The organism is Neorhizobium sp. T6_25, assembly GCF_002968555.1.
Taxonomy (GTDB): Bacteria; Pseudomonadota; Alphaproteobacteria; order Rhizobiales; family Rhizobiaceae; genus Neorhizobium.
Genome location: NZ_PVBL01000033.1, coordinates 1 through 20,160, shown reverse-complemented (window position 1 = coordinate 20,160; position 20,160 = coordinate 1). Strand labels below are relative to the sequence as shown.

The 20,160-nt window shown below is 59.1% G+C and carries 16 protein-coding genes and 1 tRNA gene; 6 read left to right on the top strand and 11 right to left on the bottom strand.

Translation table 11 applies throughout. The features are described 5' to 3' along the window. Positions 1-25: 25 nt before the first annotated feature. The 8 genes from C5L10_RS29610 to C5L10_RS29575 form a co-directional block, all read right to left on the bottom strand. Positions 26-913 carry a LysR family transcriptional regulator gene (locus C5L10_RS29610; RefSeq protein ID WP_105432600.1) on the bottom strand — a complete coding sequence of 296 codons (888 nt, stop codon included), beginning with the start codon at positions 911-913 and terminating at the stop codon, positions 26-28. 175 nt (positions 914-1,088) lie between these two features. Beyond that, positions 1,089-3,287 (bottom strand): aldehyde oxidoreductase molybdenum-binding subunit PaoC, encoded by a 2,199-nt coding sequence (paoC, locus tag C5L10_RS29605; RefSeq protein ID WP_105432599.1) that lies wholly within the window; start codon positions 3,285-3,287, stop codon positions 1,089-1,091. A 3-nt stretch (positions 3,288-3,290) separates the two neighbouring features. Further along, the gene (locus C5L10_RS29600) at positions 3,291-4,241 is read right to left on the bottom strand and encodes a xanthine dehydrogenase family protein subunit M (RefSeq protein WP_105432598.1); all 951 of its coding nucleotides are present in this window, start codon (positions 4,239-4,241) and stop codon (positions 3,291-3,293) included. Beyond that, complete coding sequence (gene paoA / locus C5L10_RS29595) at positions 4,238-4,888, bottom strand: aldehyde dehydrogenase iron-sulfur subunit PaoA (RefSeq protein WP_105432597.1); 651 nt, start codon at positions 4,886-4,888, stop codon at positions 4,238-4,240. Before paoA ends, C5L10_RS29600 begins: the two co-directional genes overlap by 4 nt. Before the next feature lie 182 nt (positions 4,889-5,070). After that, complete coding sequence (locus tag C5L10_RS29590; protein ID WP_245448288.1) at positions 5,071-5,958, bottom strand: amino acid ABC transporter substrate-binding protein; 888 nt, start codon at positions 5,956-5,958, stop codon at positions 5,071-5,073. A gap of 62 nt (positions 5,959-6,020) precedes the next feature. Further along, positions 6,021-6,914: an amino acid ABC transporter substrate-binding protein gene (locus C5L10_RS29585; RefSeq protein ID WP_105432595.1), complete on the bottom strand. Its 894-nt coding sequence runs from the start codon at positions 6,912-6,914 to the stop codon at positions 6,021-6,023. Positions 6,915-6,976: 62 nt separating this feature from the next. Next, positions 6,977-9,154: an EAL domain-containing protein gene (locus C5L10_RS29580; protein WP_245448286.1), complete on the bottom strand. Its 2,178-nt coding sequence runs from the start codon at positions 9,152-9,154 to the stop codon at positions 6,977-6,979. Between the two features lie 447 nt (positions 9,155-9,601). Next, positions 9,602-10,408 (bottom strand): class I SAM-dependent methyltransferase, encoded by an 807-nt coding sequence (locus C5L10_RS29575; protein ID WP_105432593.1) that lies wholly within the window; start codon positions 10,406-10,408, stop codon positions 9,602-9,604. Positions 10,409-11,481: 1,073 nt separating this feature from the next. Here C5L10_RS29575 and C5L10_RS29565 point away from each other — a divergent pair. The 3 genes from C5L10_RS29565 (at position 11,482) to C5L10_RS29555 (ending at position 15,410) form a co-directional block, all read left to right on the top strand. Next, entirely contained in the window at positions 11,482-12,537 is a 1,056-nt protein-coding gene (locus C5L10_RS29565) for an ABC transporter ATP-binding protein (protein WP_105432591.1), read from the top strand. A 123-nt stretch (positions 12,538-12,660) separates the two neighbouring features. Further along, positions 12,661-13,683 (top strand): extracellular solute-binding protein, encoded by a 1,023-nt coding sequence (locus C5L10_RS29560; protein WP_105432590.1) that lies wholly within the window; start codon positions 12,661-12,663, stop codon positions 13,681-13,683. 53 nt (positions 13,684-13,736) lie between these two features. Then, on the top strand, positions 13,737-15,410 hold the full coding sequence (locus tag C5L10_RS29555) for an ABC transporter permease (RefSeq protein ID WP_371412004.1): 1,674 nt from the start codon (positions 13,737-13,739) through the stop codon (positions 15,408-15,410). 145 nt (positions 15,411-15,555) lie between these two features. Here C5L10_RS29555 and C5L10_RS29550 read toward each other — a convergent pair whose 3' ends face one another. Continuing rightward, on the bottom strand, positions 15,556-16,146 hold the full coding sequence (locus C5L10_RS29550) for a PAS and helix-turn-helix domain-containing protein (protein WP_245448284.1): 591 nt from the start codon (positions 16,144-16,146) through the stop codon (positions 15,556-15,558). A 77-nt stretch (positions 16,147-16,223) separates the two neighbouring features. Here C5L10_RS29550 and C5L10_RS29545 point away from each other — a divergent pair, with 77 nt between their 5' ends. Next, the gene (locus C5L10_RS29545; RefSeq protein WP_105432588.1) at positions 16,224-16,937 is read left to right on the top strand and encodes a CoA transferase subunit A; all 714 of its coding nucleotides are present in this window, start codon (positions 16,224-16,226) and stop codon (positions 16,935-16,937) included. After that, positions 16,937-17,578: a 3-oxoacid CoA-transferase subunit B gene (locus C5L10_RS29540; RefSeq protein ID WP_105402634.1), complete on the top strand. Its 642-nt coding sequence runs from the start codon at positions 16,937-16,939 to the stop codon at positions 17,576-17,578. The genes C5L10_RS29545 and C5L10_RS29540 overlap by 1 nt, the downstream gene beginning before the upstream one ends. Before the next feature lie 760 nt (positions 17,579-18,338). Here C5L10_RS29540 and C5L10_RS29530 read toward each other — a convergent pair. After that, positions 18,339-19,232 (bottom strand): arginase family protein, encoded by an 894-nt coding sequence (locus C5L10_RS29530; protein WP_105432586.1) that lies wholly within the window; start codon positions 19,230-19,232, stop codon positions 18,339-18,341. A gap of 66 nt (positions 19,233-19,298) precedes the next feature. Here C5L10_RS29530 and C5L10_RS29525 point away from each other — a divergent pair, with 66 nt between their 5' ends. Beyond that, positions 19,299-19,829, top strand: a complete 531-nt coding sequence (locus C5L10_RS29525) for a MarR family winged helix-turn-helix transcriptional regulator (RefSeq protein WP_172717255.1) — start codon at positions 19,299-19,301, stop codon at positions 19,827-19,829. A 204-nt stretch (positions 19,830-20,033) separates the two neighbouring features. Here C5L10_RS29525 and C5L10_RS29520 read toward each other — a convergent pair. Beyond that, positions 20,034-20,110 (bottom strand) — tRNA-Met (locus tag C5L10_RS29520). Positions 20,111-20,160 lie beyond the last annotated feature (50 nt).

Sequence of the window (20,160 nt, the reverse complement as noted above, 5' to 3'; positions counted from 1 at the left end):
ACAGAAACCATCCTTCGGAATGGCCTCAGCCGCGGAGTGCCTCAACAACAACTTTGAACGCCGGCGAATTCTGTCGCCTGCTCGGGTAGTAGAGGTAGTATCCGGGAAACGGCGGCGTCCAGTCATCGAGAATCTGCACCAGTTGTCCGGAAGCAATTTCCCGCTCAACGAGGTTCTCAGGCACATAGGCAATGCCGTAGCCATTGACGGCCGCGTCGATCATTGCATAGGAGGTGTTGAAGGTCAGTTGTCCAGCAACGCGCACCCGAAGCTCCCGGCCACCCTTCTCAAACTCCCAACCGTACAATCCGCCCAACTGCGATTGCCTATGGTTGATGCAGTCATGACCGACCAGATCCTGCGGTGTTTCAGGAACCGAACGGGCCGCGAAATACTTGGGAGAACCGACGGCGACCAGGCGCCAATCAGGCCCTATCCGGACCGCAATCATGTCCTTGTCCACGCTCTCGCCGAGTCGTACGCCTGCGTCGAACTTCTCTTCGACGATGTTCCTGAAACCGTTATCGCTGTTCAGCTCGACCTTGATATCGGGATAGTCCCGCAGTACCGGCCGCAGTTTCGGCCAGACGACGCTTTGCAATGCATGGTCCGATAGGGTGATCCGTACAGATCCCGACGGCTTGTCCCTGATTTCCATCAGTTCGTCGATCTCGGTTTCGAGTTCTTCAATTCGAGGTGCAAGCGAGCGGATGAGCCGCTCACCCGCTTCCGTCGGGACGACGCTGCGGGTGGTCCGGGTCAGAAGGCGCAGTCCCAATCGCGCTTCGAGCCTCTTGATCGTATGGCTGATCGTCGACTGCGATGTGCCGAGCTTCGCAGCCGCCTTCGTAAAGCTTCGCTCTTCCGCAACGGCCAGAAACCAAAGCATGTCGTTGAGATCTTCTCGCTTCATGGCCGCCTCACAACATGATGATTGATATCAATAGCCGATAAGTCCAAGCGAATTGCAATGGCTAGTCATCGAACTGAGGCGTTCGCGATAGGCGCAATGAAGCGGCTCGCAGAGATCAAATCCACAATGAGCTCAATTTCTGGCGGCGGCTTGATAAAGCCGCCGCCTCTCCTGCTCAGGCGATTTCAGGAAGACCGCCGATCAGCTTATCGAGCGTGATCGGATAGTTGCGCACTCGGACGCCCGATGCGTTATAGATAGCATTGGCAATGGCTGCGGCCACACCACAGAGACCGAGTTCGCCGACACCTTTCGCCTTCATAGGCGACGACATCGCATCAATTTCATCCATGAATATCACTTCCTGATGCGGAATGTCCGCATGCACCGGCACCTCATAACCTGCCAGGTCGTGATTGACGAAGAAGCCGCGATGCGTATCGACCGCCAGTTCCTCCGACAGCGCCCCGCCCGCTCCCATTGTCATGGCACCGATCACCTGACTGCGTGCGGTGATCGGATTGAGAATCCGACCTGCGGCGCAGACGGCAAGCATGCGGCGGATACGGCTTTCGCCAGTCGCGACATCGACCCCGACCTCGACGAAGTGGGCGCCGAATGTCGATTGCTGATGCGTCTCGGTCAGATCGCCCCACGTCATCGTGTCTTCACCGACAAGCCCCTCCTCGCCTGCTGCTTGCGCAAGCGGAACGGAGCGGTTTCCGGAGCGCACTTCGCCGTTTTCGAACACGACATCAGGGGAGTTGAAGCCAAGCTTCGTTGCGATAGCTTCCCTCAACTTCACGCAGGCGGCATAGACGCCTGATGTCGAAGAGTTCGCCCCAAACTGCCCACCGGAACCAGCAGACACTGGAAAACGCGAATCCCCGAGGTGCACCGCGACCTTGTCGAGGGGTAGGCCCAGCATTTCGGCCGCCGTCTGGGCGATGATCGTATAGCTGCCGGTACCGATATCCGTCATATCCGTTTCGACCGTGACGACGCCCTCGCGATCCAGTCGCACACGCGCTCCAGACGGCAGGACGAGGTTGTTGCGGAACGCAGCCGCGACCCCGTGGCCAATCAACCAGTTCCCGTCGCGGCGAGCGCCTGGCCGGCCTCGGCTGTTCCAACCGAAGCGTTCGGCGCCAAGCTTCAGGCAGCCGACAAGGTCGCGGTGAGAGAAAGGACGCTCCGGCTTTTCGGGATCCACTTGCGTATCGTTGACGATTCTGAACTGCACTGGATCCATGCCAAGCTTCTCGGCCATCTCGTCGATCGCGATCTCAAGCGCCATCAACCCTGGCGCTTCCCCGGGCGCGCGCATCGCGTTGCCTTCGGGAAGATGCAGTGTCGCAAGCCGCATCGCCGTCATCCGGTTCGCCCCGGCATAAAGCAGACGGGTCTGCGCGACCGCGGTTTCGAGCTGGCCCCCGGGCTGGTCACCCGACCAGCTTTCGTGCGCAATCGCCGTGATCTTTCCGTCACGCTCTGCCCCGATCCTGATCCGCTGGATCGTCGCCGGCCGGTGCGTGGTGTTGTTCATCATGAACGGACGCGGCAGGGCTACCTTGACCGGCCTTTTCGCCGCGCGGGCTCCCAAAACCGCCAAGACGGCATCCGCTCGCAAGAAGAGCTTGCCGCCAAACCCGCCGCCGATAAACGGCGACATCAGGTGGATCTTTTCCTTGTCGATATCAAGCGTTGTGGCAAGGTCGCTTCGCCACCAGTCGATCATCTGGCTGGAGGTCCACACCGTCACCTCATCATCATTCCAGGCCGCGATCGATGCATGCGGCTCCATCATCGCGTGGGACTGGTCCGGCGTTGTATACGTCTCGTCCAATGTGACCGTAGCACTCGCAAAAGCGCCGTCGAAATTGCCGGCTGCGGTATCTGGCTGCTGTGACTCAGCCGGCTTCTTGGCGGTTTTCATCGCCTCCTTCAGGTCAAAGGCACCAGCCTCCACGGCGTAGTCGACCTTGACCAGCACCGCTGCGGCACGGGCCTGTTCGAAAGTCTCGGCGACCACGACGGCGATCGCCTGATGGTAATGCTGCACCTCGTCACCGCCGAACAGCTTCGCGGTGTTGAATTTCCCCTTCTTGCGGTCGCCGACGCCGAGCGTGGTGACAACCGCGAGGACACCTGGCGCTTCTTGCGCTGCCGCGACGTCCATCGATCTGATCCGGCCCTTGGCAATCGATGCCCCGACCGGATAGCCGTAAGCGTAGGGAATGTTGGTGTCATGCCACTCGTAAGCGTATTTCGCCCGGCCCGTGGTCTTCAATTGACCGTCTATACGGTGGATGGGCTGCCCGACCACTTTGAGCTGGTCGATCGGATTAGTCGTTGCTGGTGTGTCGAACTTCATAGCTCAACCCCTCGCTTCTAAGATTACGGCTCCGAGCGTGCGCTCGACCAGATCTAGTTTAAACCGGTTCTGCTCCGTCGGCCGCGCATCTGCGAGAAGCGCCGCGGAGGTCGCCTTAGCTCCCTTCGCAAGTTCGGCGTCCGCCGTTTCAAGCCGCCATGGCTTGTGGGCCACCCCGCCGACCGCGACACGCCCGGCACCGTCGGGTTGAATAACCGCACCGATGGAAACAAGAGCAAAGGCATAGGACGCACGGTCGCGAACCTTGCGATAGATGTGACGTCCGCCGATCGGCGCCGGCAGAACGACGGCGGTTATGAACTCACCTTGCTCCAGGACGGTTTCGAGATGCGGCGTGTCGCCCGGCAGGCGATGAAACTCCGCGATCGGGATCGCATGACGGCGCCCGTCCGGTTTCACGGTTTCCACGACCGCATCGAGCGCGCGCATGGCGACCGCCATATCGCTCGGATGTGTCGCGATACACGCATCGCTGACCCCGACAATTCCCAGCTGGCGGCTGAAACCGCCGATAGCCGAACAGCCGCTGCCAGGCTGCCGCTTGTTGCACGGCTGATTGGTATCGTAGAAATACGGACAGCGGGTGCGTTGCAGGAGATTACCCGCAGTCGTCGCCTTGTTGCGGAGCTGACCTGACGCACCTGCCAGCAGGGCGCGGGAAAGCAGCCCATAGTCGCGGCGAACGATATCATTCGCGGCAAGATCGGTGTTGCGCACCAGAGCGCCGATACGCAGACCGCCCTCCTGCGTCCTTTCAATCGTGTCGAGGCCAAGACCGTTGACGTCGATCAGATGGGTCGGCACTTCGATCTCGAGCTTCATCAGATCGAGCAGGTTGGTACCGCCGGCAATGAACTTGGCGGTCGGGCTGGAAGCGGCCGCCTTGGCCGCGGCCTCGATCGACGAGGCACGTTCGTAGGTGAAAGCTCTCATGCTTTTGTCCCCGCGACTTCCGTGATGGCATCCACGATGTTGGAATAGGCGCCGCATCGACAGATGTTGCCGCTCATGCGCTCGCGAATCTCCGCTACGGTAACCGAAGCCGGCGCGGTAAGGTCGGCAGTCACATGGCTCGGAATATTCGCCTTGATCTCCTCGAGGACGGCCACCGAGGAACAGATTTGCCCAGGCGTACAGTAACCGCACTGGAAACCGTCGTGCTTCACGAAGGCCGCCTGCATCGGGTGGAGGCTGCCCGGTTCGCCCAGACCTTCGATCGTGGTGATCTCGTCCCCCTCGTGCATGACGGCAAGCGTCAGACAGGAATTGACGCGACGACCGTCCACCATGACGGTGCAGGCACCACATTGCCCGTGGTCGCAGCCTTTCTTCGTTCCGGTCAGATGGAGATGCTCGCGCAAGGCGTCGAGCAGCGTGGTCCTGTTGTCGACGATCAATTCGCGCTGCTCGCCGTTGACAGAAAATGCGACAGAGGTGCTGAGGTTCATCCTATTTCCCGAAGATTGCGCTGCCGCTGCGAGCGGCACGGCGCTGGTCGCCGCAACAGCTGCGGCAGACGAGATAAGTAAGTTTCGTCGGGAGATTTCAAGTTGGGTTGGGCTTTGCATAGCCAGCTCCAGTTCCGAAATTGGACGCGAGGCGCTACGACCGGCAGCGCAACCCGAAGCTAGTGCGGCGAAAACAGGTGATTAGTACCTGATTCTCGCATGGACCTATCGATGCTGAACATAAATGATGGGTCGCATCCGATCGACCGTCGCCTTTAGAGGTGGTGCCTAGCTCAGCGCCGCACTTTCCAACGCTATTGTTCCACCATTGAAGCGGGATCGGAAAATACCTTGCGTAGTTCGGCCGAGACCGGCAGGCGCATATTGATATTGTTAGGCGCTATCGGCGCCATAAACCATCTGTTGTAGATCTCTTCGATCTGGCCGCTCGCATAGAGTTCCTGGAGAGCGCCGTTGACTGAGCGCTTGAACTCGTGATCATCCCGACGGACCATCAAGCCATAGGGTTCGGGTGGACCCAGTGTACCGGTTGAAAGGGCAAAAAGTTCGGGGGTCTCCGAATTGGCGATCATTGCAGCAAGCAAGATGCCATCCATTACGAATGCGGCTGCGCGGCCCTCGGCAACCATTTTGAAGGCAGCATGGTGGCTCTCGACCGGCATAACGGCAATGTGCAGGCCCCGTTCCCGATTGATGGCGTTTAGCTTGCCAATATTGATCGTGCCCGAAGTAGCGGCGACGGTATGCCCCGCGAGATCATCGACGGTTCTGAGGTTGTTTTTCTTCAGGGAAACATATTGCGTGCCTGTCACGAAATGGCTGTAGGAAAAGGCCACGCTCTTTCGCCGTTCCGTATTATTGGTGCTGGCAACGCATTCGATGTCGAATTGACCGTCGCGCAACATCGCGACGCGGTTGCTCGGCGTCCTTTCGACATACTCAACCGCCAGGGCCGGCAAGCCGAGTTGCCGCTTCAGCCTGTCCGCAATAAGCAGGCACAGTTCCGTCGAGTAACCGGTGACCGTTCCATCCGCGGTCCTGTAAGAAAAAGGCATGCTTTCGGCGCTGTAACCGATTCGGATCACGCCAGTCTCGCCGATCTTCTCCAGCGTCGAGGTCGGCGACTGAGCCCATCCCGAGCCGGGCGAGGAGAAAAGCGTAAGCGCAGTCAACGCAGTCAATGCAGATCGTCTCAATCGTCGCATCTATGTTCCCCGTTTCCAGCCGTTACCGAAGCACGATTTCAATCGCGATATTCTTGTGGGCGTGCAAAGGCATCGCGCAGTGTCGTCGACATTGGCAGATTGAGATTCATCCCGTCGGGAGGAATAGGCGACTGGAACCATTTTTTATAAAGCGCATCGATTTCTGCGCCGGTAAACACCCGCTTCAGCGTCTCGTTTACCACCATTTTGAAATCCTCGTCCCCGTGCCGGATCATCAATCCGTAGGGTTCCGGTTTGCTCAGCGTTTCCTCGGAAAGCCTATATCTCGAAGGCTCGGCGGTCTGCGCCACCATCGCGGCAAGCAGGATGCCATCCATTACAAAAGCGGAGGCACGGCCTGAAACGACCAGCGAGAAAGACTCTTCGTTGGTCTTCGTTGGCAGCACTCCGATGTTCAGCTTTCTCTCTCGGTTTATCGCGTTCAGCTGGTCGATGTTCACGGTGCCTGACGCCGATGCAACGGTCCGTCCGGCTAGGTCGTTCAGCGTCGTGATGTTGTCAGCGCGTCGAGTGACAAACTGAGTGGCGGTCTGAAAGTGCGGGTAGGAGAAGGAGACCATCTTGCGTCGTTCGGCCGTATTGGTGGTTGCGGCGCATTCGAGGTCGATCTTGCCCGACTTCACGAGGATGAATCGGGTAGCCGGGGCCGCAAGAACGTGCTCCACCTTGAGATGATCGAGTTTCAAACGCCTCTTGACGTCGTCGACGACAAGATCGCAAAGATCGATGGAAAATCCCACCACCTTGCCGTTCGGCGTCTTGTAGGAGAACGGCGGCTCCGCGTCGCGGTAGCCCAGCGTTATCGTTCCAGTCCTCGCGATTTTATCGAGCGTTGCCTCTTCGCTTTGCGCCAGGCCGGCGGGCAGCAACAGGCACGGAAGTGTACATAGGCTCAATGCTAGTCTACGCATTTCGCTTCTCCGGTCTCGTCCGTGCAAGCTCAAGCGCTCCCCGGATCTCTGTCGTTCCACTTTTAAACGGCCCGGCTTAGACCGCCTCCTGTAACCCGGTCTTCCCACACGCGTTCGACATCCTCGATCGGTTTGGGACGGGCGAAAAGGTAGCCCTGCGCATCGCTGCAGGCCGCAGCCTGCAAGATCAGCAACTGTTCCTCGGTCTCGACGCCTTCCGCAGTGACATCCATATCCAGTTCACGTGCCAGGTTGATGATGGCAGCGACAATGGCACGGGACGTTGGCAGTGTCGGCAGGTCCGTCACGAAACCACGGTCGATCTTGATCTTGCTGAAGGGCATTTGCGCCAGGTAGCTTAGCGAAGCGTAGCCGGTTCCAAAATCGTCGAGGACAATCGCGATCCCGATCGAACGGAGTTTCTCGAGGCGGCTCCTGCTTGCTTCTCCCGCCAGCATGATCGATTCCGTGACCTCCAGTTCGAGCCGCGAAGCCGGTAGGCCGGACGTCTGCAAAACGCCCATGACTGTCTCAACGATCGATTCGCTGCGCAACTGCACGGGAGACAGGTTCACGGCCAGCTTAATATGCTTTGGCCACGAGACGGCATCATGCGCACTGCGCATCAGCACCCATTCGCCAAGTTGAATGATGATGCCCGTCTCTTCTGCCAACGGGATAAAGCGATCCGGCGGGATCAACCCCAATTGTGGATGGCGCCATCGCACGAGTGCCTCGAAGCCACGGATCTCCCGGTCCACGACACCGACGAAAGGCTGGTAGTGCAGCTCGAACTCGCGCCGTTGCAACGCGAAGCGCAAGTCCATTTCAAGCGCATGCTGATCCTGCACCACCATGTCCATGCCTTGCTCGAAAACGACCATGGTGCCGCGCCCGGCGGCTTTGGCGCGATAGAGAGCCAGGTCTGCATTTTGAAGCAGTTGGCTGGCGGTTGATCCATGCACGGGGGCGCAAGCAATGCCTATACTTGTGCCGATAACGACTTCGTTTCCCTCAAGCATGAATGGAGACGAAATCGTCTCCAGCAGACGTCCGGCAAGCTGGTGCGCTTCCCGATCGGAATCACGCTCGACGCATTGGACAACTGCAAATTCGTCACCTCCCAAACGAGCCGCCAGATCCCCGGGCCCCAAAACGTCGGTGATACGATTGGCAACCGTCGTCAAAAGCAGATCGCCGCTTGCATGTCCCAGAGTGTCGTTGACAACTTTGAACCGGTCCAGATCCAGCAGCAGCACGTTGAAGCTCTCCGAACCGCCAATTCCCCCCAAAGAGGCGTTGATCGTCTTCATCAGGAGGATGCGGTTTGCAAGGCCGGTCAGTGCATCGTGATGCGCCATATGTTCCAGCGTCACTGCCATGTCACGGATTTCGCGCAACCGCGCCCGTTCGACGACCGCCTCACGCAGGGCCTCGATCGCCCTTGCCATGTCGCCGATCTCGTCGGCGCGGGATTGAAATGGTGTAATTTTGTCCGTGACCTCGCTGGCGATCTGAAGCGTAGCCTCGACAAGTGCAGGCACCGGCCGGAAGAGGTGTCTGGCCATGATCGTTGCCACTATGCCGGTCACCAGCAGGACTGCCAGCAGCGTCAGGAGCGAATTGCGGAACAATTCGTCCTGAGCCCGATGGAGGATTGCGGCCTTGCCTATACTGACTGCAACAAGGTTGAGAACCACGCCGTCCGGGCTGACGACAGGAAGGAGCCCGAGATAGTGCCTTTCTCCACCGATTACGGCAAATCCCGTTGCGAAACGGCCGTTGAGGCCTTCGGCGATCGGAGCTTCGTCAGCGGCAGCCACTGGCGTCTGACCGGGACCGCCCATGGACCCGGCAACGTCGACGATTGCCGCGGTTGCTCTGTCATAGCGCAGCAGCCACGTTTCGTTCTTCGTCTGCGTGGTAACGAGCGCAAGCACATCTGCCGGGGCGAATCCTGTATAGAGGATGGAATCGTCATCGCCGATCGGCTGACTGGTTACGACACGCTGCACCTGCCCGCTCTCGTCGGTGTCTATGACGATGTAGGTATAGATGGTCCGCAGCGTCGCACTGGCGATTTGGGTATTGATGCGCGCCTGGTTTCGCCACTGTTCCTTTGCCGCATCGACGAACATCAACCAACCGACAAGGGCGCCAACACAATAGGAGAGAAGGATTCCCCCCAGGAATACGATGATGATCTTGACGAGCAGGGATCGCTTCCAGGCCGCGGCCAACGATAGGAATGGGATCGAGGGCAAAAAGTCAGCCGGAACGCCTCTGTCAAGCGATCGGCTGGAATCGTCCGGTTTCTGCGGGCTATCTATCATTGAAGAGGGCCATGCGGAGGTCCAGCTGACGTTCCTTGTTGTCTTTAGGTTGTCCAATGGACAGTATTGCAGCAAGAAGTTTCCAATTGGTGATAGGAGGAATCTCCGAGATCTTTGGTCATCACAGCCACATGGTCGAGGATGAGCTTTTACGTGTTCTCGGCGCTGCTCGGCCACCTGGGCATCATTGCCCCCTCCTTGGAACTGGAACGACAGCTTCCGCTTCAGACAGCGATCTTGCAGATGGAAGAAGAACGGGCGGCTCTCGGCCGCGGAGCCGCCATCAAGATGCGAATTGCTCGTTGTCGGAGAGACAGCGGTTCAAAAGGCCGCCAAGTTGCCCCGGGAGGCGGCCTACTGTTTTCTGCCGCGGACTGCCCATGCTCTCGCCTTAAGCGGGATGGACCCGTCCTCTGCCGTCGGCAGACTTTCCTGGAGCTTTTCCCGCAGCTTTTCTCGTTCGGCCGTCTTCAGGTTGGCGCAGTAACCGGGTGCGGGGCCAGCGCCCAGCGTGAATGGATGCCAGAAGTCGTCGAAATTTTGGAAGCGTGTGGGCGCTTCGATCTTCGTCGTCTCCACGTGGGAAAGCCCGGCTCGGTGAGCGAGATCGGCTAGTCCCTCGAGAGTGCAGAACGGAAAGCGTCGATCTTCGGTAAGGTCGCGTGCGCTTGGGTCAAGTGCTGTCGCAGCCGTCCAGAAAGCCCGCATGAATTCCACTCCACCGCCTGGATAATCCCAGACGTAGAAGGCTATGGTGGCTTTGCTGCGCGCGGCCCTTTGCATTTCCTGGAGCGCCTTTTCGCGGTCTGGTATGAAGTTTAAAACCAGACCTGAGACGACTATGTCTCTTGTGCCCGATGGAATTGACAGGGCCTCGCCATCGCCGATCTGAAATTCCACGCGCGGATCGGCAATGGTCGAGCGAGCCTTCTCCAGAAACCCTTCGGACGGATCGACCGAGATGAGGGATTTGGGATTGGTGTCCGAAAGGATGCGGGCGCTCAACGCGCCTGTCCCACAGCCGACCTCCAGCCAATCAAGATCATCGTCAGGTTCAAGCCACTCGATGAAACGCGGCGCGATCTGCCTGCTCCAACGTCCCATGTAGATTTCGTAGCTGTCGCCCGCCTGCCATGCGTCGTGACGTGAAGCGCCTGCCATCGTGTCCACCCATGGATTGTGAATATCCGCTTGCTTATATCATTCTGGGGGGAAAGTCGCACCCTCGGCCAGCGAAGACCGCAATCGACGCAAAGCAGTCACGCTGCTCTGGGCGCGATCCCGAAGTACACGTCCTCGCGAGGATATTTCCTCAGATAGACGGTCCTGCGGCACAGATCTCCTCATCAGGAACCACCGGTCGCACGACCCTTCCCCATGATGTCCTGAGGGCATTTCCTCCACGGACACCGTTCGTCACCTCCGAACACGCTTTCGCGACAACCTTCTTCAGATGCGTCAATTCCTTCATTGCGTTGCATCTGCTTCAATCCTACCTAAGGGCGATGAATTTAATCATCGATGACAACGTTCCGAGGCCGCTATGGGTTGGCTGATCGGCGGCGCGATAGTTTTGATAACCTTCTTGGTTTCGCGCAGAGCTGGCGCCGTTGTAGTCGCATTTCTCGCCGTTGCCTGGATCGGGTTTTGGCTCGCCACGGATCGGAAAAGCGAGCGGGAGCCCTCGAACCAGTCTGTCTCCATCTCAGCGAACTCCGATCCCCAGTTGTGCCCAAATCCGGATATGCCGGTCTCGGTCCGGATTACCAACCATGCGGACAGAGCCCTTGAGACTGTCTCGTTCAGCCTAATTGCCAAGCAACGTGATTCGATCGTTTACAGGGCGTCCCATACGAGTGATGCAGTCATCGCGCCGGGAGAGGCCTTGTCGACGTGTTATGGACTAAACCCTCTTTCCTTTGCGATCCGCACTGTCCGCTTTGATCCGCGGGAACTGGATTGGGCGGGCGAAACTTCCCTCACCCGGTTTGTGAGCCCGTAAGCCGCACTGGGTTGATACTGCGGCAATGGAGCATATCGCAGCCGCGGCGCAACGGCATATGGGCGACGAATTCGCTGAGCAGATCGCCTTTGGGCTCTGGTTTTGACATCGTCTGGATATGCCGCTTCCGATCCCCAACCGCAGTCAGAATGGCAGGCCGGTGGTTTGCAGCACTATCCGGTTTCTGCAACAAGGGACCGGCCCAACACCTACGATCGAGAGGATATCAGAAATGGTCGCCGAGACTGCCGAATTTGCGCTGGAGATCCGAGACGTGACACGACGTTTCGGACCGACGGCAGCCGTCGGTGGCATTTCGTTATCGGTCCGCAAGGGAGAAATTATCTGCCTCGTCGGCCACTCCGGATGCGGCAAATCAACACTGCTCAGATTGATCGCCGGCGTCGACACGCCGGATGGCGGCCGTATTCTTCTGGCTGGAAAGGAGATTTCGGGCCCATCGACCTTCATCGAGCCCGAGGCGCGCAATATCGGTTTCGTTTTCCAGGATTATGCTCTCTTCCCGCATCTGACCGTGGAGCAGAATATCCTGTTCGGTCTCAAGCGCTACAATAGAGCCGAGGCCATCAGGAGGACCTCGGAGGTGATTGGCAGGATAGGTATCACGCATCTCATCGACCGTTTTCCACATATGCTGTCCGGTGGCGAACAACAGCGCGTAGCGCTGGCAAGGGCGCTTGCTCCCCGGCCCCACATCCTGCTGATGGACGAACCTTTTTCCAATCTGGATCAGAGCCTGAGGGACAGGGTGCGCGACAACACGCTGTCGCTTCTGAAAACGCTGGGTACAACCGTGATCATGGTCACTCATGACCCCGACGAGGCGCTTTCGGCCGGGGACCGCGTGGTTCTGATGAAGGCTGGCGAAGTCGTTCAGGCGGGCTCAGGCTACGATCTACACGATCGCCCCCTCACTCCTTATGCGGCGGAATTCTTCTGTGACTTCAACAAGGTGCCGGGCGTTTACAATGGCGGCGTGATTGAAACGGCGATGGGCGTCTTCTCGCACGCCTTGGCTATCCCGGAAGGCAGTCCGTCGACGCTTTACATCCGCCCCCAGGCGATTTCGATTTCGCGGGATGACGGAGATTTTGCCGGCCGCATCGAAGGGCGAAGCTTTCATGGAGAATTCGAGCAGTTCCTTGTTCGTGTCGATAACCTTGAAACACCATTGCGAGTGAGATCGACCAGACGACTGCCGCCGGATGTCGATCTGGTGCGAGTCTCTATCGCCAACGATCAAGTGCTGGCATTTCCGAGCGATTAAATCGAAGATTGTATTGGGTGGGAAATACGGATCAACAAACCGTGATTGTGACTGCAAGTTGAACATTAAACTTGACGAAAATGATCATAAACTGCTGCAAGCATGCGGAACATGGAGGGACTCATGAACACGCATGCCATCGCAACATCGACCTTTCTCGTCGCCTCGCTCTTCCTGAGTGCAAGCGCGGCCACTGCCGCCGAGATCAACATCTACACGACGCGTGAGGCGGGGCTAATCCAGCCGCTTCTCGATGCATTCACCAAGTCCACAGGCACAAAGGTCAACACCGTTTTCCTGAAGGATGGCCTTGCGGAACGCGTTGCGACAGAAGGCGCCAGCTCGCCCGCCGATATTCTGATGGCCGTCGATGCCGGCAGCCTGGTCGACCTGGTCGAGAAAGGTGTGACCCAGCCCGTCGAGTCGGCGGTGCTGAATGCTGCCATTCCCGCGCAGCTGCGCGACCCCAAAGGCAACTGGTTCGCGCTTTCGATGCGTGCACGCGTGCTCTATGCCGCGAAGGACGCGGATCTGAAATCGTTCAACTACGAAGAGCTTGCCGACCCCAAATGGAAGGGCAAGATATGCATTCGCGCCGGCCAGCACCCCTACAACACGGCTCTCTTCGCTGACTACATCGCCCATTACGGCGCGGCTGAAACAGAAAAGTGGCTGACGGGCGTTAAGGCCAACCTGGCCCGCAAGGCCGGTGGTGGCGACCGTGACGGCGCCAAGGACATCCTGGGCGGTATCTGCGATATTGCAATCGCGAACTCCTATTATGTCGGCTTGATGCGATCGGGCAAGGGCGGTCCGGATCAGGTCAAGTGGGGTGAGGCCATCAAGGTCATTCTTCCGACCTTCAAGAATGGTGGCACGCAGGTCAATATCAGTGGTGCAGCTGTCGCCAAAAATGCGCCAAACAAGGCTGAAGCAGTCAAGCTCCTGGAGTATCTCGTCTCCGATGAAGCCCAGAAGATCTACGCCGAAGCCAATTACGAATACCCGGTCAAGGCCGGCGCGGCCACCGACCCGATCATCGCATCCTTCGGTCAATTGAAGATCGATTCCCAGTCGTTGACGGAGATCGTCGGCCATCGCAAGCAAGCAAGCACGCTGGTCGACAAGGTTGGCTTCGACAACTAACATGGACAGAAAGGCGCCCTTGTGTTCGCGGGCGCCTTTCGTCTGGCCAGTTGGTGAATAACGTGACCTCCCCTATCGCCGCGATCGCCTGGCCCAAACGACGTCCAGGCAACCGTTGGCTGATCTGTACGGTTATAGTCGCAGCACTTGTGGCGCTTCCCGTCCTGGGCCTTTTCCTGCAGGCCATTCAGGGCTCTCCCGGCCTCTGGCAGCATCTGGCAACCACTATCCTGCCGATTTCCATGGTCGATACCGTCATCCTTCTCCTGGGCGTCGGCATCGTTTCGGCTGTCATCGGCACAACAATGGCATGGCTGGTTACAGCGTATTCCTTTCCCGGTCGGCGGACGTTGGAATGGGCACTGCTGTTGCCGCTCGCCGTGCCGACCTACATCATCGCCTATGCCTATCTCGACATTCTGCACCCGATCGGTCCCGTACAGAGCGCAATCCGCTGGTTGCTTGGTTATTCGAGCCCGCGCGAGTTCCGATTGCCGGACGTGCGCTCGATGCCCGGCTGCATCCTTCTTCTGGGTTTCGTTCTCTACCCATACGTCTACATGCCCACACGCGTGATGTTCCTGACACAATCAGCCAATCTCATCGATGCGGCGCGGACGCTTGGCATCTCCCGCCGCGCCATCTTCTGGAACGTCGCTCTGCCGCTTGCGAGGCCGGCGGTCGCCGTCGGTGTCAGCCTGGCGCTGATGGAAACCCTGAATGATGTCGGCGCCTCGGAATTTCTCGGTGTTCGCACGCTGACCGTGTCGATCTATACGACCTGGATCACGCGAACAGACCTGCCCGGCGCATCACAGATCGCCCTGTTGCTATTGCTTATGGTCGTCGCTCTCGTGTCGTTCGAACGGTGGGCGAGGCGAAGGCAGCGCTATTCCGCAACTGCGCAGCGCAATCGTGGTTTTGAGCCGCTCCGAGTTTCGTCGCCGAAAGGCCTGCTTTTACTGATGCTCGGCCTAACCCCGATCCTGATCGGTTTTGCCGCACCGGCCCTGTACCTGTTGACATCAGCATGGCAGCGCATCCGTTTCGCCGGCGTATCCTCGAACCTGCTGAACGAGGCGGTAAACACGGTTGCCCTAGCCGTCATCGCAACCGCGACCACGATCGCATTTGGCCTCGTCGTCGCCTATGCGAACCGCCTTCGCCCGGGCGCAGTGTCGTCTTGGTCCTATCGTTTCGCGACAATGGGATATGCGGCCCCCGGCACGGTGGTTGCCATCGGCGTTCTGATCGTGCTGGCGACGGCAGATCGGCTGGTTGACCAGGCCGCCATCGATTGGTTCGGAGTCTCCACCGGCCTGTTGTTCATCGGTTCGGGCGCTGCGCTGATCTACGCATATACGATGAGGTTTCTGGCTATCTCGGCTGGAGGCATTGACGCCGGGCTTGGACGTATTCCCCTGTCACTGGACCAAGCCTCCCGCTTGCTCGGCCAGTCTCCGGCCGGGACCCTGCGCCATATACATCTGCCGTTGTCCAAAGCGGCATTAACGGCAGCCGGCCTGCTCGTCTTTGTCGACTGCGTCAAGGAACTCCCGGCCACGCTCCTGCTGCGACCGCTCAACATCGAAACATTTGCCACCCACCTGTATGGCGAGGCCGCGAGAGGAACCTACGAGGAGGCTTCCGTCGCTGCCTTGGCCATCCTTCTGATCGGCATGCTACCGGTCATCCTGCTCTCCCGCATCGGTCGCTCGGATCGTTGACGTTGCCCGGGCAAGCCGAGGTCAGTCCGACTGACTAGGCATGGGGCGACGCCTACCCGCCGGGCGCATGGATGACGCGCCAACCTCGTGGTTTGGGAAAGAACCGATCGAGGATAGGATCTCTCCTCAGCCAAATTAAATGAACTCATCCTTGCCGTTTATGGCCTGCCGTAAACCATGCTACCAGCTCAGCCGCATTGCGTACGCCTACGGCTTGCATAAGCCGTGCACGATGGGATTCTATCGTACGCTTCGAAAGTCCGAGTTCGTCGGCGATCATTGCGTTGCTCTTTCCCTGCGCAACCAGGGTGATGATCTGGTGCTGCCGGTCGGTAAAGGTCGGGTCGGAGCTCTTGATCGGCCGGTTGATCGCCTGGAAACAATAGAGTGCTTCGGCAAACGGATCGGCCAGATGGTGGCTACGGCCGTTCACCCTGCACCAGAAGCGGCCGCCATCCCCCCTCGTCATGATCCGCTCGTCATAAAAGACCTGCCCGGCGGGCAGGTGACTGCGCCACAAATGACCAATGCGCACAAAGTCCGCGATCTTCGGATAGAGACGTGCAAAACTGGTGTCCAGGATCTCTTCCCGGCGAAGCCCAAAAAGCGTAGCGAATTCGACGTTACAATCACGAATAATGCGATGCCTTGCATAGACCATGGGCACCGGCATATCGGCCAGCGGAAAGCGATGGCTCTGATCCGGATCCGGAATTGATGCTGGAGCTTCGGGCATGCAGTATTAATACGGCTAGCCGCCAAGGTCGATCAAGCCTTAGTTTCGCACTAGCGGAATTCCGTGGGAGGGTCAGGATGCGAAAGATAGTATCAAGCGCCACTGAGGCGCTGGCAGGCGTATTGAAGGACGGCATGGTGATCATGTCGGGAGGGTTTGGGCTTTGCGGAATACCCGAAATCCTGATCGAGGCCGTCAAGCTGTCCGGCGTAAAGGACCTCACCGTCATCTCGAATAATGCTGGCGTAGATGGAATAGGCCTCGGCCTGTTACTGGAAACGCGCCAGATTCGGAAAATGATTTCGTCCTATGTCGGCGAGAACAAACTCTTCGCCCAACAGTTTCTTTCCGGCGAACTCGAACTCGAGTTCAATCCCCAGGGTACCCTTGCCGAACGGATACGCGCAGGCGGCGCAGGCATCCCGGCGTTCTTCACAAAGACGGGTGTCGGTACCATCATTTCGGAGGGCAAGGAGATTCGGGAGTTCGGCGGCGAGCAATATGTCATGGAAATGGCGCTGACGGCGGACGTATCGCTTGTCCATGCCTGGAAGGGCGACACCGAAGGCAATCTCGTCTATCGCAAGACGGCCCGGAACTTCAATCCGATGATGGCGACCGCCGGCAAGTTCACAATCGCCGAGGTCGAACATCTCGTCGACGTCGGCCAGATTGACGCCGACCATGTCCATACGCCGGGCATCTTCGTGTCAAAAATTCTCCACGTTCCCAATGCGAAGAAACATATCGAACAGCGGACCGTGAGATCCGCACAGACGGAGGCGGTGTAATGGCCTGGACACGGGATCAGATGGCCGCGCGCGCCGCGCGTGAGCTTCAGGACGGCTTCTACGTCAACCTCGGCATCGGCATCCCGACGCTAGTGGCTAACCACATTCCTGCCGGCATCAATGTCGTCCTGCAGAGCGAAAACGGCATGCTCGGCATCGGCCCTTTCCCGCTCGACAATGAAGTCGACGCCGACCTCATCAATGCCGGCAAGCAGACCGTCAGCGAACTGCCGATGACCAGCTTCTTTTCGTCTGCGGACAGCTTCGCGATGATCCGCGGCGGTCACATCGACCTGTCGATTCTGGGTGCCATGCAGGTGGCCAGCAACGGCGACCTCGCGAACTGGATGATCCCGGGCAAGATGGCCAAGGGCATGGGCGGCGCGATGGACCTCGTGGCCGGGGTCAAACGCGTCGTCGTACTGATGGAACACGAGGCCAAGGGCGAATCGAAGCTTTTGCCGGAATGCGATCTTCCGCTCACGGGCAAGCGCGTCGTGGATCTCGTCGTCACCGACCTCGGCGTTTTCACGATCGCAAGGACGGGCGCTCCGGAAATGGTGCTGGTCGAAATCGCCGAGGGGGTGACCCTCGAAGAAATCAAGGCTAAGACCAGGGCTGACTTCAGGGTCGGTCTTTGATCGGCGCTTTGGGCAATACATCCCGCGACGTGTTCGCCTCACGCCGGAGCTGATCTCTAACTGACCGGCTCTCCGGCGCTGCTTATGTCGATCTCCAAACTCGTCGAGGCGCGCGCCCTTGTCGTTCGGGCGATTGATGAGGACACACAACGTTACTGGCAGCTATCCATTCAACCCGAGACGACGCGGCACCTGGGCGATCAGTTTTCCTCCCTATCCATCCAATGACCTGGCTCAGCCAGTCGAAACGAAGTGTGTGCCCGCGGAATAGTGTTTTGAGAACTGTAATAACTACCACATGCGGCGTGGTCTCCGTCCTCTCGCTATGCTGCGGGTTGCTCGTCGGCGGTCTTCTGATCCTGGCCCCCTCGGGGGGTGGATTTTTCCCTGACCTCGGCATGGTCGTCGGAATATTCGTGCTGGCCGTAGGGAACCTGATATCCTGCATTTGTAACGGAATTTGCTGGTGGGCTGGAGGACGACGCCGCTGGCTCGCAACAACCTTGCTGCTCCAGAGCCTTTTAGAGATTCTCATCATGGGCTGGATCGTTCATGCGGTTTGAATACAGATCTGACGATCCGGCTGTACTTGGCGATTGGCCGATCTCTTCGCTAGGCATACCGATCGAACGTCCGGCCACCTGTTCCGGTGAAGAGGCGGCCCGACCTTTCGGATCGTCGTTCGAGAGCTGGAAAGGCAAAGCGCTGCCGGGTTCATCCTGCCGCCTATTCTCGTGATCATGCATCAACCGAAGCAGCGTCAACTCGCAATAGTTCCGAGTGTTGCGGCCAGCACGTCGGCCAGGCCGCGCCCAGCGCAGCCATCCTCATCGAGACGCGGATTGTAAATGGTGACCTCGATACCGACCGCCTTGTCGCTTGCCATGGCAATCCGCAGCGTCGTCCCCAATTCGTCCCAGGCCAGCCCGCCCGGGACACGGAAATCAACTGCTGGCATGATAGAGTCGTCAAGACAGTCGGCGTCCAGATGGATGAAGAAACCTTCGAGCTCCGGACGCAGCAGATGGTCAACGGCTTTGCGTGTCGCGGCCTCGATTCCCACCTTGCGCAGGGTGGGAAGATCAAGCGCCTTAAGTTCTTTGGGGAGCGGTTGGCTTCCGAACTCTTCCTGATCCTTGTGATCGCGATAGGCGAGCGCGACGACATCGTCCGATCGCACCAGCGGGCCGCGGCCCTCAATGTTGGTCAGGAGCGTCGGCCCGTGTCCGGTCGCGAACGCAAGATCCATTGACGCGCCCTCGCCGTTGGGTTCGGCCTCGGGCTGGAAGAAGTCGGCATTGCCATCGATAAAGAGCAAACCGTAGCGGCCGCGCCGTTTCAGGGCGAGCATCGAGCCTAGCAGGATCGTGCAGTCGCCACCCAGCACGACGGGAAATTCGCCCGCGTGGAGCAGCGTCTCGACCGCGTCAGCGAGCTTGGGCGACCAGCTCGCGATCGCCTCGGCATTGAGGGTTCCGGTCTCCGGATCTGGCGCTGGATCTTTCGGCGGCACCGCCAGCCGCCCGGCGCGACGCGCATTGATCCGCTCCGCAAGACCCAATTCCAGGAGCCGCTCGGGTAATCGCTCCACTCCGTCTGTCGCCAGGCCCAGTGTGGAGGGGGCTTCCAGGATTGCAAAGGAACAGCTCGGCATCTGCGCCTCCCTGTGGCTGCAACAAATGGTCCTTGGTGCGGAACGTCTTGCGCCGCCACGAGTTCCTTGCATGATGCAAACAAATATCGCACCGCAAACCTTTTGGGCGCGCTCGCGCTCGCGGTCACCGACGAGTTCTATTTGGCTATCCGCAACCGCGCCAGCGGAGGCCCCTCGGAAGCGGCTGCGCTTGTCGAGATCGCTACGTGGCCTAACGAAACCATTGACGCGCTGTCGCGCACCCTGCGCTTGTCGCCAGCGGGGACAACCCGCCTCGTCGATCGCCTCGTGCGCGAAGGACTAGTCAGACGTGAGGTCAGTGACGCCGACCGGCGTGCGCGAACGCTGAGCGCAACCGTGGCCGGCCGCGCCCGCGTCGCCGCCATTCTCGCCGCCCGGCGCGAAGTGTTCGACCGGGCTCTGTCGCAGCTCGAACCTGAGGACCGGAGCACATTAGAACTGCTGCTCGAGCGCATGCTGACGGCCATGACGCCTAACCGCGAGACCTGCGACCACACTTGCCGCCTGTGCGACCTTGACAACTGCCCGCCGGACCTCTGCCCGGTCGAGCAGGCGGCACGCGAGAAGGACCGGTGAGCACATGGTGGCGAACATGCCTGCGTCCCTCACCAGCATCGCACGCACTCCGTTCTGGCCCACACTATCGCAGTTGGTCGCGGGTTCGAGGAACGCGATCGATAGTTGGGCGGGCATTTGCCGTGCGAACTGAGGCTTTTGGAGCTTAAAACGCAAGAAGCCCTACGAGGGGGCTTTGTTATGTATGGGGTGAGTTTAGGGATTTGGTTGCGGGGGCAGGATTTGAACCTGCGGCCTTCAGGTTATGAGCCTGACGAGCTACCGGGCTGCTCCACCCCGCGTTATAAGGTTTTTGCCTGGGGCAAAATACCGGTGCGCAAAACCGAAGGTT

Excerpts from the sequence above, each read along its gene's own strand:
- C5L10_RS29600 (WP_105432598.1), bottom strand. The coding sequence starts at position 4,241 with ATGAGAGCTTTCACCTACGAACGTGCCTCGTCGATCGAGGCCGCGGCC.
- C5L10_RS29565 (WP_105432591.1), top strand. The coding sequence starts at position 11,482 with ATGGTCGCCGAGACTGCCGAATTTGCGCTGGAGATCCGAGACGTGACA.
- paoC (WP_105432599.1), bottom strand. The coding sequence starts at position 3,287 with ATGAAGTTCGACACACCAGCAACGACTAATCCGATCGACCAGCTCAAA.
- C5L10_RS29585 (WP_105432595.1), bottom strand. The coding sequence starts at position 6,914 with ATGCGTAGACTAGCATTGAGCCTATGTACACTTCCGTGCCTGTTGCTG.
- C5L10_RS29575 (WP_105432593.1), bottom strand. The coding sequence starts at position 10,408 with ATGGCAGGCGCTTCACGTCACGACGCATGGCAGGCGGGCGACAGCTAC.
- C5L10_RS29610 (WP_105432600.1), bottom strand. The coding sequence starts at position 913 with ATGAAGCGAGAAGATCTCAACGACATGCTTTGGTTTCTGGCCGTTGCG.
- C5L10_RS29550 (WP_245448284.1), bottom strand. The coding sequence starts at position 16,146 with ATGCCCGAAGCTCCAGCATCAATTCCGGATCCGGATCAGAGCCATCGC.
- C5L10_RS29560 (WP_105432590.1), top strand. The coding sequence starts at position 12,661 with ATGAACACGCATGCCATCGCAACATCGACCTTTCTCGTCGCCTCGCTC.
- C5L10_RS29530 (WP_105432586.1), bottom strand. The coding sequence starts at position 19,232 with ATGCCGAGCTGTTCCTTTGCAATCCTGGAAGCCCCCTCCACACTGGGC.
- C5L10_RS29545 (WP_105432588.1), top strand. The coding sequence starts at position 16,224 with ATGCGAAAGATAGTATCAAGCGCCACTGAGGCGCTGGCAGGCGTATTG.
- C5L10_RS29540 (WP_105402634.1), top strand. The coding sequence starts at position 16,937 with ATGGCCTGGACACGGGATCAGATGGCCGCGCGCGCCGCGCGTGAGCTT.